This is a genomic window from Mucilaginibacter ginsenosidivorax (genome assembly GCF_007971525.1).
Taxonomy (GTDB): domain Bacteria; phylum Bacteroidota; class Bacteroidia; order Sphingobacteriales; family Sphingobacteriaceae; genus Mucilaginibacter; species Mucilaginibacter ginsenosidivorax.
Genome location: NZ_CP042437.1, coordinates 1,290,988 through 1,305,559 on the forward strand (window position 1 = coordinate 1,290,988; position 14,572 = coordinate 1,305,559).

The 14,572-nt window shown below is 44.1% G+C and carries 13 protein-coding genes and 1 pseudogene; 3 read left to right on the forward strand and 11 right to left on the reverse strand.

Going from position 1 to position 14,572, the window contains the following annotated elements; all coding sequences use genetic code 11:
• Window positions 1-133 precede the first annotated feature (133 nt).
• From FSB76_RS05215 to ccsA, 3 genes and pseudogenes are all read right to left on the reverse strand, one after another.
• Window positions 134-1,570, reverse strand: coding sequence for a Glu/Leu/Phe/Val family dehydrogenase (locus FSB76_RS05215; RefSeq protein WP_147052522.1), 1,437 nt, complete (start codon window positions 1,568-1,570; stop codon window positions 134-136).
• Window positions 1,571-1,722: 152 nt separating this feature from the next.
• On the reverse strand, window positions 1,723-1,932 hold the full coding sequence (locus tag FSB76_RS05220) for a CcmD family protein (RefSeq protein ID WP_090644910.1): 210 nt from the start codon (window positions 1,930-1,932) through the stop codon (window positions 1,723-1,725).
• Window positions 1,932-2,615, reverse strand: a pseudogene (ccsA, locus tag FSB76_RS05225) (cytochrome c biogenesis protein CcsA); the annotation flags it as partial. The gene FSB76_RS05220 and the pseudogene ccsA, both read right to left, overlap by 1 nt.
• Before the next feature lie 333 nt (window positions 2,616-2,948).
• Between ccsA and FSB76_RS05230 the strand changes: the two are divergent.
• Complete coding sequence (locus FSB76_RS05230) at window positions 2,949-3,713, forward strand: SDR family NAD(P)-dependent oxidoreductase (protein WP_147052523.1); 765 nt, start codon at window positions 2,949-2,951, stop codon at window positions 3,711-3,713.
• Between the two features lie 209 nt (window positions 3,714-3,922).
• Here the strand turns inward: FSB76_RS05230 and FSB76_RS05235 are convergent, their stop codons facing one another.
• From FSB76_RS05235 to FSB76_RS05260, 6 genes are all read right to left on the reverse strand, one after another.
• The gene (locus tag FSB76_RS05235; RefSeq protein WP_147052524.1) at window positions 3,923-4,729 is read right to left on the reverse strand and encodes a helix-turn-helix domain-containing protein; all 807 of its coding nucleotides are present in this window, start codon (window positions 4,727-4,729) and stop codon (window positions 3,923-3,925) included.
• Between the two features lie 66 nt (window positions 4,730-4,795).
• Window positions 4,796-5,680, reverse strand: a complete 885-nt coding sequence (locus FSB76_RS05240; protein WP_147052525.1) for an oxidoreductase — start codon at window positions 5,678-5,680, stop codon at window positions 4,796-4,798.
• 164 nt (window positions 5,681-5,844) lie between these two features.
• The gene (locus tag FSB76_RS05245) at window positions 5,845-6,594 is read right to left on the reverse strand and encodes an HAD-IIB family hydrolase (protein ID WP_147052526.1); all 750 of its coding nucleotides are present in this window, start codon (window positions 6,592-6,594) and stop codon (window positions 5,845-5,847) included.
• Window positions 6,595-6,722: 128 nt separating this feature from the next.
• The gene (locus FSB76_RS05250; RefSeq protein ID WP_147052527.1) at window positions 6,723-7,403 is read right to left on the reverse strand and encodes a phosphonatase-like hydrolase; all 681 of its coding nucleotides are present in this window, start codon (window positions 7,401-7,403) and stop codon (window positions 6,723-6,725) included.
• An 81-nt stretch (window positions 7,404-7,484) separates the two neighbouring features.
• Window positions 7,485-8,579 carry a zinc-binding dehydrogenase gene (locus FSB76_RS05255; protein WP_147052528.1) on the reverse strand — a complete coding sequence of 365 codons (1,095 nt, stop codon included), beginning with the start codon at window positions 8,577-8,579 and terminating at the stop codon, window positions 7,485-7,487.
• On the reverse strand, window positions 8,530-9,837 hold the full coding sequence (locus FSB76_RS05260) for a DUF5690 family protein (RefSeq protein ID WP_147052529.1): 1,308 nt from the start codon (window positions 9,835-9,837) through the stop codon (window positions 8,530-8,532). The genes FSB76_RS05255 and FSB76_RS05260 overlap by 50 nt, the downstream gene beginning before the upstream one ends.
• 283 nt (window positions 9,838-10,120) lie before the next feature.
• Here FSB76_RS05260 and FSB76_RS05265 point away from each other — a divergent pair, with 283 nt between their 5' ends.
• Complete coding sequence (locus tag FSB76_RS05265) at window positions 10,121-11,245, forward strand: C1 family peptidase (RefSeq protein WP_147052530.1); 1,125 nt, start codon at window positions 10,121-10,123, stop codon at window positions 11,243-11,245.
• Between the two features lie 44 nt (window positions 11,246-11,289).
• Here the strand turns inward: FSB76_RS05265 and FSB76_RS05270 are convergent, their stop codons facing one another.
• Together FSB76_RS05270 and FSB76_RS05275 are read right to left on the reverse strand one after the other, a co-directional pair.
• The gene (locus tag FSB76_RS05270) at window positions 11,290-11,664 is read right to left on the reverse strand and encodes a DUF779 domain-containing protein (RefSeq protein WP_147052531.1); all 375 of its coding nucleotides are present in this window, start codon (window positions 11,662-11,664) and stop codon (window positions 11,290-11,292) included.
• Window positions 11,665-11,917: 253 nt separating this feature from the next.
• A complete protein-coding gene (locus FSB76_RS05275) occupies window positions 11,918-13,420 on the reverse strand; it encodes an aldehyde dehydrogenase family protein (RefSeq protein ID WP_147052532.1) in 1,503 nt (500 codons plus the stop codon).
• Between the two features lie 155 nt (window positions 13,421-13,575).
• Here FSB76_RS05275 and FSB76_RS05280 point away from each other — a divergent pair, with 155 nt between their 5' ends.
• On the forward strand, window positions 13,576-14,505 hold the full coding sequence (locus tag FSB76_RS05280) for an AraC family transcriptional regulator (RefSeq protein ID WP_147052533.1): 930 nt from the start codon (window positions 13,576-13,578) through the stop codon (window positions 14,503-14,505).
• Window positions 14,506-14,572 lie beyond the last annotated feature (67 nt).

The following is a 14,572-nucleotide window of genomic DNA, read 5'->3' on the forward strand; positions in this document are numbered from 1 at the left end:
GAGGCAAGTTGTTAAACCTGCCTCTTTCGTAATATAAAGTCGAGCCTGCACGGTTCGCCTCGCAACAACATGGTTATTAGCGCTTTGCACCAATGACCAATGACAGCGTAGCGAAATGACCAATGACCAATTGTTACGGCCAGATACCTAAATTCTGGTAGCTCACCGCTATTTTATTAATTGCACCTACCATGGCAGCGCTACGCAGGGTATCAATTGCCGGGTTGTTTTTGTATATCTCCCTGATCTCGTGGTATGAACGAATCATGGTATCTTCTAAACCGGAGTTTACGAGTTCTAATTCAGAAGCGCCTTTTATAATGGTTGACCTTTGCATCGGGGTTAATGATGTGCCGGTGATACCCTCTACCATGTTTACCAGGTTAAGATTTGAGTTTTCCTCAAACCTGCGGTTCATGCGGCCAAAGGCTACGTGGCTCAGGTTTTTTAACCACTCAAAGTATGATACAGTTACACCGCCGGCATTGGCATACATATCCGGGATGATGATGCCACCGTTGGCATAAAATATGGCTTCGGCCTCGGGCGAGGTTGGGCCGTTTGCACCTTCTGCAATAATTTTTGCCTGGATGTTGCGGATATTACTTTCAGTTATCTGGTTTTCTAAAGCGGCCGGTACCAGGATATCGCATGGCTGCTCCAGGCCTTCCATAGTATTTTTAAATTCCTGTGCCGCGCCTGCGTAACCTAAAATAGATCCGCTTGCTTTACGGTGCTGAAAAACTGCTTCAACATCCAATCCATTTTCGTTATAGATAGCGCCTTCAAATTCGCAAAGGCCTACAATGATGGCACCAAACTCGGCCAGGAACTTGGCAGAGTAGTAACCTACATTACCTAAACCCTGTACAATAACCCTTTTGCCCGATAAACCAGGCAGCATGCCTATTTTTTGCATATCATCGCCAAAGCTAACACACTCGCGCACGGCAATAGCCACACCGCGGCCCGTTGCTTCCCTCCTGCCTGCAATACCATGCAAAGCAATTGGCTTACCGGTAACAGCGCCCATAGCATCCAGCTGACCTGGGTTCATGGTGGCATAGGTATCTGCAATCCAGCTCATTTCGCGTTCGCCGCTGCCGTAATCGGGTGCGGGTACGTCAATGCTGGGGCCAATAAAGTTTTTCTTGATCAGTTCTACAGTATAGCGGCGGGTGATGTTTTCCAGCTCGCTTACGGTGTAATTTTTAGGATTTATTTTGATACCGCCTTTGGCACCACCAAAGGGTACATTTACGATAGCACACTTGTAGGTCATGAGGGCGGCCAGGGCCATTACCTCATCCTCGTTCACCATTTCGCTGTAGCGGATACCGCCTTTTGTTGGCGACTGGTGGTGCGAGTGCTCAACGCGCCAGGCATCAATTACCTCGAAACCATTGCCCCTGCGGATGGGAAAACGGAAACGGTAAACACTGTTACATGACTTAATCTGATCGAGCAAACCAGCGTCATGTTTAGTAAACTGTGCTGCGTAATCAAAGTTTTTACATACGTCGCCAAAAAAGTGGGTTTCCTGGTCGGCAACTAAAATATTGGTATCCATAATTATTGTATAAATATTAAACTCTTAAAAAAGTGTGCAAATTTGGTACAATTTTTATCAATATTGCAAATATATTATAGTTAGTGTTTCAGGTACACACTATGCATGCATAGTAAAATCGGTGTTTAAACAGAATAGGGCTATCTTTTTTATTATTGGTTTTTTTCTATTTTTCTAAGCCTGCGGTCGATAGAGAACAGATAAATAGCCAGTCCTAAAAAAACGATCACGATAGTACACACTACGACATATATTTTCCCCGAACTGCGCAACACGTCGGCCATTTCAACCGGACCATTTTGTTGTGCAAAAGCAGTAGCAAAGCTCAGCAACAACATTAACATTAATGTTAACTTTTTCATTAATTTATTTGGTTCTTTTTATATTCAATTAAACGGATGCGGTACCGTACCGATGCTATCCAAACGCCCATGGCGCTCCAGGCAATAAAAGCCGGGTACAACACCATGCGCATACGGTTATCCATATCCAGCTTGCCAAAAGCTGGGTTACCGCCGTTGCCCGGGTGCAATGAATCGGTCATCCTGGGCAGCACCATAATGAGCACGATCATGATTGGGAACGCGAAGATGTTATAAATAGCCGAAATTTTGGCCCGTTTTTGCTCCTCATCAATTGAGTTACGCAACACCGAGTATGCACAGTACAGCAGGAACGCAATGGCCGCGCTGTTTTGCTTTGGATCGTTACTCCAGAAAGCACCCCAGGTGTACCTGGCCCATAGCATACCGGTTATAAGCCCTATAACAAAAAAGAAAAGGCCCGTATTAGCGCTTTCTACGGCTATCAGGTCGTACTCCTCTTTACCTGTTTGCAGGTACTTGATGCTGTAATAAACCGATATGGTAAATACAGTGAACATGGCCATCCACATGGGTACGTGGAAATAAGTATTACGGATAGTTTCGTGCAGGATGGGCATGGTTGGCACGCCAAGTAATAAGCCCGCAATAAGTGTGTAAACAATCACAATTACGGTTACTACCTTCCACCAGGTTTGATAAATAAACTTCATATTATTCGGATGGGCAAAGGTAGAAAAAAATGTTCATTGGTTCGCTGGTTCATTAGTTCATTGGTTCTTATTGGTTCATTGGTTCATTAGTTCATTGGTGGCATAGTTGACTACCGGAATAACTGGAGATAAATAGCCGCAAATAAAAATGCATTACCACTCTTATCAAACAAGTAAATAGCCGCCAAACACCAATGAACTAATGAACCAGTGAACCAATGAACGTTTCGCCAGTGAACCAATGAACCAATTAGATTTGATTTTGGTAAACTTCGGATTGAATTGCGCAAACCAGCCGTAATGTGGCGTGTTACCTTTGTGCTGTTAAATTAAAACACACAAATGGAACCAATAAATAAAATAGCCCTTATTACCGGCGGCAGCCGTGGTTTGGGTAAAAACATGGCTTTTGCCCTTGCCAAAAAAGGCATCAACGTAATAATTACCTATCATAGCAAACAAGATGAAGCACAGGCCGTAGTGACCGAAGCCGAAAACCTGGGCGTTAAAGCCGCTGCCCTGCAATTAGATGCCGGCGATGTTAAAACCTTCGATAGCTTTTTTGATCAATTGAAAATGGTTTTAACGGATAAGTTTAACACCGCCAATTTCGATTTTTTGATTAACAATGCCGGAATTGGTATACATGCCCCCTTTGCCAATACTACCGAGCAAGACTTTGACTTGCTGGTTAACGTACACTTAAAAGGTGTTTTCTTTTTAACCCAAAAAGCGTTGCCGCTGATAAACGATGGCGGCCGGATTATTAACCTATCAAGCGGGCTGGCACGTTTTAGTAACCCTGGATATGCTGCTTACGCAGCTATGAAAGGCGCTATTGAGGTATTAACCCGTTACCAGGCCAAAGAACTGGGTGCCCGCGGCATAGCGGTAAATACGGTGGCCCCTGGTGCCATTGAAACCGATTTTGGAGGCGGCGTGGTACGCGACAACGAGCAGGTAAACAAGATGATTGCCGGTGTAACAGCCCTTGGCCGTGTTGGCGTACCCGACGATATTGGCGGCGTAGTGGCGTTTTTGTGCACAGAGGATGCACGTTGGATAAATGCCCAACGCATCGAGATATCGGGCGGCATGAACGTTTAATGTGATTTTACTATCACACAAAAAAACTCCCGGTTGGCCGCCGGGAGTTTTCAAACAAAAATTCAAACCAATAAATAACTAACCTTTTACACCTTTTTGTACGTGAACTAAAATGTAATAGTTGCGCCAAAACACATATTTTTTATTTATTTAAATAACTCAATACAAATTAATTACAAAAACGCGCCTTTACCTTGCGAAAGCATGGTTTAAACTTTGGAAGGCGCTACTCCAAAGGCTTTTTTAAACGCAAAGGAGAAGTGCGAGAGATCTTCAAAACCCAGTTCAAGATAAACTTCAGACGGGGCCTGTTTTTTCTGTTTTATCAGGTAGTGGGCCTGCTGCAGCCTACGCTGCTGTAACCATTTGCCGGGGGTAGTATGAAACGTTTTTTCAAAATCGCGTTTAAACGTTGCCAGGCTACGCCCTGTAAGGTAAGCAAAGCGTTTTAGCTCCACATTAAACTGGTAATTTTTGTTCATAAAGCCTTCCAGGTCTATTTTACCAGGTTCGCTGAAATCAAACAGCACATCTTTAAGTTCGGGATTGCCCTGCAATAATATCAGTATGGCTTCACGCAGTTTTAAACGCTGTAACTCATTGCTGATGGTATGCCCGCTTTGCTGGTAAGGCAACAGCGATTCCATAAAGCTTTTATATAAGCCATTAGGCTTTAAAGCGATAAAGGGCCCATCGGTATCATGTTTTTCAGATTTCAGGCCGTACTCCATACTAAAGTTACGCAAAGTTTGCTGATCGAGATAGATGGATAAAGCCCTGTACTCGCCATTGGGCGGTGGCGACTTAATAAATTTAATGAGGTGATTTCGTTTACTTAACCTAAAATCGCCTTCTTTAACATGATAGGTATGCTCCCCGTCGGTTATCTGGATTGAGCCAGCTATCTGGTAGCTAAACACATGCTCGGGCACAAACTGCTCGCCCTCCCTGCTTCTGGTAATGTAGCAGGAATGCTTTATTTGTTGTAAAATGGGTTCCTTATCCTGTTTAAGCATATCATTCAAATTTACAATAATAGCCGCGCCTGTAAAATAAACCTGCGCAGCTATTATTCCTGATGATTATTTTTTGAGCGTGAGGTATGCTTTTCCCTGTTCCGATTCAAAAAAATTCTCCGCTTCATCATGATCGGTTGAAATACTTAAGGAGGCCCATTTTTCAAGCTCGGCCATTTTTGCGGTGTCGGATGCTTTTACAATAGCTAAACCTTCGCTGCCCAATATCAAATGCAGTGGCGGCTGCGGATTATCAACAATGTCAAGCATTACTTTTGCTGCCTTATCAGGGTCGCCAACCGGTTTAAAATTGCCGCTTTTGAAAAAGGTGGCCCTTTTTTCGACCGTAGCCTCGTATCCTTCAATTGATTTTGCATAAGTCATCGAGTCGCCGGCCCAATCTGTTCGGAAACCACCCGGCTCAATCACAATCACTTTGATACCCAATGGGGCCACTTCCTGTGCAAGGCCTTCGCTAAAACCGCTTAGCCCAAACTTTGCTGCCTGGTAAATAGTTACACCACCGCTGCCTACCCTGCCGCCAATGGAGCTGATTTGCAAAATATGCCCCGACCGCTGTTTACGCATATAAGGCAACGCTGCGCGGGTAATTGCTATAGGTGCCCACAAATTGGTATCAAGCTGGCTATGCACCTGCTCATCCGTATAAGCTTCGGCAGCACCGGTAATACCGAAGCCTGCATTGTTTACCAATACATCTATGCGGCCAAAATGCTGTATGGTACTTTCAATAGCCTCGGTTATTTGTTGCTGGCTTGTTACATCCAGCTGAATGGGGAGCACCTGGTCGGGGTATTTATCTATAAAATCCTGAAGTTGTTCGGGGTTACGGGCTGTAGCGGCTACTTTATCGCCTTTGGCTAATACTGCTGCTGTGAGGCTGCGTCCCAATCCGCGGGAACTGCCTGTTATAAACCATATTTTTTCCATGTCTCTTTTTATTTGTTTGTTAATACAAATATCGGGAGAACACCGGGGCTCCATTTTGTTGTAAAGCTCAAACTGCTTTGTTGAAAAGTGCAGAATGTCCGGGCGTATCAAATCTGCAAAAATTGCCAGTTGATCAAAATAGCTGTTGAATGAAACTTGTGATCCTATTTTTTTAAACAGGCAACCACACCTTCAATCACCCTTTTTGTTTCCTCCGGGTCGCGCACCTGTATACAATCGGCGCCGGTAGTGCGGGCAGGGTAATCGTTACCACCTTTAAACAAGGCATCGCCTATAAACAGCATTTGGCTAATAGGTATTTTTAGCATATCGCGCAGCTTGTGCATTCCATAGGCTTTATCTATTCCGGGTTTGGTAACATCAATGGAGGTGGCGCCACCCAGGTTTACGGCAAAATCCGGGATCAGCTTATCCAGCATAGTTTTAATTTTTTTGCGCTTTTTAAAATCGGGGTCCCATGCTTTTTTAGGCTCGAGCGGAGCTTTTTGACCCAGGGCCGAAAAAGTGATCTGGCTGTCTCGGTCCTCCACCTGATCGCCCCAAATCTTTTCGGCCTTAAAACCCGATTTTTCAACGGCTTCGTTCAGCGAAGTAATGATCTTTTTCTTTTCGCCAGCAGTAAAATCTTCTGAATATATCTTTCTCCAACCAGCGGGCTTGTATTGATAAAACTTGGTACCGCAGGTAGGCAAGATGGAAAGCTTTGCCAGTTTTGTACCTTTAGGCAGGTGGGCAATAACCTGTTTTTCAAACTGGGGCCAGTCGCCACCAGATATAATGGCAACTTTGGCCACATCCAGTAGTGCCGAAAATAATTTGGCCATTTCGGTATCTATTGCTGCCTTACTTTCGGCAAGAGTTCCATCCAGGTCAAAAACAATTAGTTTTTTCATGATGGTTAAGCAACAGGCAGAACGGTTGTTTGGTTTGTGACGATTTTTGGTATTATTTGACTTGCATACCAGTAAAAAGAAATCGCCATTACATTATACTTAAATGGCGATTTCTTTTTTGTTGATGACTACTCAACCGCATCCACCAATGGCAACAATTCCAATAAATCATTAATAATCCCCTCTGGGTTGGCCGATTGCAATTGCTCCAAAGTATGCGCACCCGTGGTAATACCAACATTGAGTAAGCAGCCTGCGTTACGGCCCTCTTCGATATCAATGATTGAATCGCCAACTTTCGCTACTTCTGCACCGTCAGTTATGCCAAAATGCTCCATAGCAAACAGGATCATATCCGGGTTGGGGCGATTTTTATCTACATCGGTAGCAGTAACCAGCAGGTCAAACTCTACACCTTCTTCCCAGCCTAATTTGTTAACCAACGATTCTGCAGTTTCACGGTTATAACCGGTATTTAAAACTACAATAATGTCCCTTTCAGCTAATGCGCCAAATAAATCTGTAGCATTAGGTTGCGGTAATACTTCCAGCGAGGCATAAGCATCGGCCAGTTGTACAATAAAGTTGGCGTAAATGCTATCAACCAATGCTTCATCATCCTTACCTGCATACACCTGCAAAATACTTTTTATTGCCTGCCGTTTTTCTTTACCTGCACCTTGCGCCAATACCTCATCAAGGCTAAAGTTATAGCCAGCCTCGTTTATAGCTGTGCGAAGCGTTTTGTATACTACGTTATTCTCATCAACTGTAGTACCGGCCATATCAAAAACAACCATTTTTATCATATCATTCTATTTTTTATCTGTTTGTAAATTATCTTTTCCAATTCTTCCCTATGCATACACCCCCATTTCCTTTAACGGGTGTTAATCGCCAATCTTTATCCCCACGCGTACCGGTTTACTGTCGCTGGCAAAGGTAAAGGCTTCTGATACCTCATCCAAAGTATATTCCTTTTCAATCAGCGCCTCAAAAGGGTATTTGGTGTAATTGTTTTCTATAAATGCTGTCGCATTTACAAAATCCTCATAATTATAATTATGCAAGCCCCTTATTTGTAAAACCTTGCGTACAACCTTTTGCGCATCTACTTGCACGGGCTTGGCAGGAAACACGGCCCCTATCCATACGGCTACACCGCCCAGGGCCAGCGAATCGATACCTGCCAGCATCGCCTTCGGGCTGCCGGTCATATCAAAAACAACATCAACCTCGGGCCATGGCAGGGCTATAGCATCGTCAGCCGGCGAAATGTAGTTTTCATCGGCGCCAAATCTTTCACCCCAGTGCAAGCGCGACTCATCGTTATCAGTTAAACCAATCCATGACGCACCTGCTTCATGACACATCGAAACACACGAAAGGCCCAATAAGCCCGCGCCAAAAACAAGTACCCTTTTACCGGCAATATCCCCCGCAATCCTAAGTGCTCCGGTAACCGTTGCATGGGCGCAACTAATGGTAGCGGCCACCTGCACGGGAATGTCGGCCGAAATTTTGATAAGCGCTGTATTAGCGTGCAGCACGCAATAGCTGGCCAGGCCGCCGTTAAATACATCGTTACCGCTGGCCAGTGCATGGCCGTATTTAAACAACAGGTCACTTTTTTGGGGCATATCGGACCTTGGCGCGGTTACATCAGCAGGTACCGAAAATATAGACCAGGTAACCCTATCCCCTGCTTTAATATCATCGCCCCTGAAATCTTTCGCCGGATGTGCCGGATCGATCCAAAGTATCTCGCCTACAATTTCGTGCCCTAAAACTACCTGTGCCGGCTCAATACGGCGCCCGCAATAGGTATGTATGTCGCTGCCACAAAGTGTGGTGTAAAGGTTTCTTACCAATATTTCGCCAGATTTAATAGCCGGCAATTCTCTTTCTATAAATTCAAATGGCAGGCCGGCACCGTTAAATACCACCGCCTTGCCAACCGGGAACTGGGGCAATTTGTTGTTCATTACTTTTTAACTTTATTTTAAAATACCAATGGCAAAATAGTATAATAAGCACTCCGGCAATTCCCAGGGCAATACATATCTTTACAAAAATGAATAATATCGAATCGGCAGATGGCGTAAAATATCTTAAAAACATGAGCATAATATAGCCCGTATACCCAACCGAATCAACAATGTACATCAGGAAGCCAACATTTGCACGCTCTTTGGTAACGGCTATCAGGCGCTCAAATACGATGGAATGTATGGCCACATAAGGCATATAAACACCCAGGCCCAACAGCACCATAAACCGGAACGCTCCCAAACCATGGCTTAAGCCCCAAATAGCAGTCAACAAAATAACAAACCCCGCAAGACTAATAAAAAGCGAAAACCGGAACGCTTTATAATGATTGTGAATAAAAACCGCAAAACTAGTGATAACTATAACAGCGAAAGAAACCAACAACTCCGATTGGGTGAAAGTAACCGGTGTTTGATGAAAGCCCAGCCCGGTCCATAATTCGGGTGCAAAATCGGCGCGTACACTGCGTAGTAAGGTTACAAATAAGTAAACCGTTATTATGCCGATAAGCCCCGGAGCGTATTTTATAAAAAAGTCGCGCCTGTCCTTACTGCACATTGGCTCTCTTGCCGATCGGGCGGCAATATCATCAGCCGATGGCAAGGGTATGAATGACAGCATGCCTATAAAAACCAGCGTAGGCACTGCAAACAGCAGGCCGGCAAAAAAAGGCATCCAGCTTTCGGTAACCCCATAACCCAACAACATTGTGCCTACCGATTTAGATACCCCATCAGATACTATAAAACTGGCACACAGCCCGGCAATTAAAAACTCAGTATGCTTGCGGCCTTCTAAAAAACCCAGCACCAGGCCAAATATCACCCCAAGGGATAAACCGTTCAGCAACAAACAAATTATATTCCAGGGACGTGGCACAATGCCAAAGAGCAGCAACATCAGCTCGGCAAAACATATGAAGCTCAAAATGGCCCGGATACGTTGATGTGGTTTTATTTCGGATATAATTTTTATCCCTAACCATTTGGCAATAACATAACCTATGGTTTGTGCAATAATGAGCAGGAATTTATAGTTAATCCCCCAAAACATGGCATCGGCATAGGTAGCCGCGGTATAGGGTTTACGAAAGCCGTACATGCAAAAATAAGTACCAAACGCTGCCACCAACGCCCATGCTGGACTCGAAATTATTTTTTGCAGACGAACTGAAAAATTACGTTGATGCATAACTGGTTGCAGAAATTGCTTTTGCATCGGATCATAGTGCAGCCGAATAAACCAAACTGATTACAGCCCCTTATAAAACAATCAAACTATTAATAAACGCCAAATATAAGGTGGCTAAATGGGTAGCCTGTGCTTACTGCTTTATCAAATTGTTATTTAATTGTTAGGGATCAATAAGTTCAGCAAATGTATCCAACCGGTTTCTGTGCATATTATTATCTGTTCGGGAAGTTCGCCCCAGTGAAAATTTATTTCTATTTTAGTGGTTTACCATTCCTATAAGATGAGAAAATATTGCTTATCCCTGTTATTTGCCGCTGCTTTTGGTTGCGCATATGCGCAGCAACCGGTAACTATCAAAAAAATTACTGCGGGTACCGTAAAATACCAGGGCGGCACCAATACCTGCTGGTCGTTTTCAACTACCTCGCTTGTTGAATCGGCAGAGATAGCCACTGATAAAAAAGATATCGATATTTCGGAGTTATATACCTCGCGTAACCTATTCATCGAAAAAGCAAAGCGTTATATCCTGTCAAACGGCACAAGTTTATTTGAGGCCGGCGGCCTGGCCCATGATGCCATGTACGGGATAGAAAAATATGGCGCCATCCCAAACGAGTTTTATGCACGCAAAAAAGGCGTCGAATTTTCAGATAAAACCAGCAGGCAAACCGACGAAATCCTGAAAAGCTACCTGGATTCGGTACTTAAAACAAAGCCTATTGATGCCAACTGGCTGGCTGGTTTTATTAAAAAGCATGACGATATTGTTGGCACCCCGCCTGCCAAATTTATCTGGGAGGGGAAGGAATATACTCCGATTAGCTTTGCAAAGGAGGTTTTGAAATTTAACAGGCAGCAATATGCCACCATAACCTCGTTTACACATCATCCATTTTATGAAAACTTTCCGCTGGAAATTCCCGATAACTTTTTGCTGCGCGAAAATTACCTGAATGTACCATTGGATGAGTTGATAGCCATTGCCAAAACAACCATTGAAAAAGGCCAATCGCTGGTTGTTGATATGGATGTAAGCAATAACGGCTGGAATTGCGGCAAAGCAGGCTACGCCCTGTTTGAGGACAAACGCTTTTACCGGGTGAGCAACGCCGATACCACTGAGATGGCATATAGCGTACCGCTAAGACAACAGTTATTTGAAACACTTGTAACGCAGGATGATCACCTGATCCATATTGTAGGTATCGCAAAAAGCAAGGCAGGTAAATTATTTTTTATCCTGAAAGATTCGGGCGGCGACCACTACGGCCCTTTTAAAGGCTACGATTATGTATCAGTAAATTACTTTGCCATTAACGCGTTAAGTATCACCGTGCCGGTTAGCGCGCTGGATGAAAAGTATGCTAAATTAGTAAAGGCACCGGTGCCGCTTATCAATTAAACGTAGGAAACAAGACAATGTCCAGAAAGCTGGTAAAAGCCGGATCAGGATTCAAAATATTCAACCGGCTCCAAATCGCCCAGTTCTTCATCGGTAAATAATCTTGAGCGGATAATAAACCTTATCCCCATCGGTATTTCGATAGAAAAGCTGCTGCCGCGGCCAGGGGTAACATCAAGCGTAAGGTGGGTGTGTTTCCAGTATTCAAACTGATCAATACTCATGAAAAATTCGCAGCCCGCAACCTCGCCTATTTTAACATCGCTGCCGCCAATTTTAAAGTCGCCCTTTTCAAAACACATGGGCGATGAACCATCGCAGCAACCGCCACTTTGATGAAACATCAATTCGCCAAACCGGGCTTTCAGCTCGGCTATTACTTTTTCGGCTTCGGGGGTAATGGATACTCTTTTGGTCATGGCGTGATTATTTAAAAAAAGTTCCCTCCAAGGGGAGGGGTGCGGTTGGACACGAGCGTAAAGGCAGGGAGGGGTTTCTACGAGCGATAAGCTATCGAGTAGATTAACCGCGTGATCTAACCTCTATCTCCCCTTCCCCAAGGAAGGAATCACACACCCTCTGCTCTTACTAATCTGTAAAGCAAATTAATTTACAAAATAAAAGGCGCCGCAAAATCCCAAACATTTTACGGTCGCCTTTAACATTACCAGGCTAAAAGAAGCCCAGTTTGTTCTTATTATAGGAGATCAGCATATTTTTTGTTTGCCTGTAGTAGTTCAGCATCATTTTATGATTCTCGCGGCCAAAGCCCGATTTTTTATAACCACCAAATGGCGCATGTGCGGGGTAAGCATGGTAATTATTAACCCAAACCCTACCTGCCTGTATAGCACGAGGCACCTGGTAAATTTCGTGGGCATCGCGTGTCCATACACCGGCGCCAAGGCCGTAAAGGGTATCGTTGGCAATTTCAATAGCCTCTGCGGTAGTTTTAAAGGTTGTAACCGATACCACCGGGCCAAAAATTTCCTCCTGGAAAATGCGCATTTTATTATGCCCCTTAAAAATAGTTGGCTGTATATAGTAACCGCCGCCTAACTCATCGGGCAGTTTTTGAGCACCGCCACCGGCCAATATCTCTGCTCCTTCTTTTTTGCCAATATCCAGGTAGCTCAGAATTTTCTCGTATTGATCATTAGATGCCTGGGCGCCCATCATGGTAGTTGAATCTAATGGATTTCCCATAATGATGGCATTTGTGCGGGCTATTACGCGCTCTATAAACTTATCATAAATATTCTCGTGCACCAGCATACGCGATGGGCAGGTACACACTTCGCCCTGGTTTAAGGCAAATAGTACAGCGCCTTCCACCGCTTTGTCAAAAAACTCATCATCAGCATCGCCCACAGATTCAAAAAAGATATTTGGCGATTTACCACCCAGTTCCATGGTTACAGGGATTAAATTTTCTGAGGCGTATTGCATAATTAACCTGCCTGTGGTGGTTTCGCCGGTAAAGGCAACTTTGCTGATACGTGGATTAGTAGCCAGCGGCTTACCGGCTTCGGGCCCAAAACCGGTAACAATGTTCAATACGCCGGCAGGTAAAACATCGCCAATAAGCTCCATAAGCACCATAATACTGGTTGGCGTTTGCTCGGCCGGTTTCACAACCACACAGCAGCCGGCTGCTAAAGCTGGTGCTATTTTCCATGTGGCCATTAGTAATGGGAAGTTCCAGGGAATAATCTGCCCAACTACGCCAAGGGGCTCCTGCAGGTTAATACTTACAGTAAACTCATCATGCTCAGATATGCTGCTTTCTTCGGCGCGGATGGCGCCTGCAAAATAACGAAAGTGGTCGACACACAGCGGCAAATCGGCAGCCATGGTTTCGCGGATGGCTTTCCCGTTATCAATGGTTTCTACCGTGGCCAGGTAGCTTAGGTTATCTTCTATTATCTGCGCAATTTTAAGCAATAAGTTGCTGCGGGTAGTTGCCGCTGTTTTGCTCCAGGTTTTAAATGCTTCTGTAGCAGCATCAACTGCTGCCTCAATATCTTCTTTGGTTGACCGGGCGGCTTTGGTAAAAACTTTGCCATCAATGGGCGAAATATTATCAAAATATTCGCCGTTAACAGGCGGAACAAATTTACCGCCAATAAAATTGTCGTACTTATCCTTAAAGGATGGTCTTGGGGCTACACTCATACTGTTTATTTTTAAAATTGGTTAGGCTAAGTTACCAGCCGGGTGTATCGGGTATTTGCACTATACTCTCAATTGGGTGCATTATAATTTCAATTTTAAAATGAATTATAAACTACCGATTAGTATGTCTAATTTTATTTAATAATAAACCAATTATGAACGAGAGAAACCTGGTATCTCCGTTTGCACTTAGCGGCAAACGCGAGTTGCACACGCTGGTAGAAAATCGCCGTGCATATACGTTAAGCCACTGCGAGCTCAATATTTACGAAACCTATCAACGCAGCGAACTGGTTCCGCTTACTTTTGATGACCTGGTTATTACCAGTATGCTACGTGGCAAAAAAGTAATGCACTTGTTTGATAAACCAGGTTTTGATTACCTGCCCGGCGAAACGGTGATAGTGCCCCCAAATGTTACCATGACTATTGATTTCCCCGAGGCATCTGAGCTTAATCCTTCGCAGTGCACCGCCCTAGCCATTAATCATCATGAAATAAAAAGTACGCTTGATTTTTTGAACGAGAATTACCCGCGTGCCGATGACGACCTGTGGAAGCTAAACTACCAGCAATTCCACTTTTTTAATAACCATGAACTGGCCCAGCTGATTAATAAACTCATCAGCATAAGCACCGGCGATGTGTTAACCAAAGATGTACTGGCCAATTTAACGCTGAAAGAGCTTTTGATACGTATCATGCAAATGCAAAACCTGCATATTGTACAAGATAACATGCAGCAACTATCAACAGGAAACCGTTTTGCTTATATTTTACAATACATTAAAAACCACCTTACCGAAAAGCTGAACATTGATGCCCTGAGCCAAATGGCTTATATGAGCAAGGCCAGCTTTTTCAGGGCATTTAAGCATGAAATGGGCATTTCGCCGGTTGATTATATTATTAAAGAGCGGATACAGTTTGCCAAACAACTATTGCATAATCCGTATTGTACCATTGCCGATGCCTGCTTTAAAGCAGGATTTAACAACCAGCATTATTTTAGCAGGGCATTTCGCAAAATTACCGGCACCACACCAAGTTTTTATAAGGCAGGGATTATAAGGGGGATGAATTAGGGCTTTAGGGCTATCTGTCCGGCAGGTTTAGAAATCCCGGATGTAAAACCGCTTACACTTTTCGCAA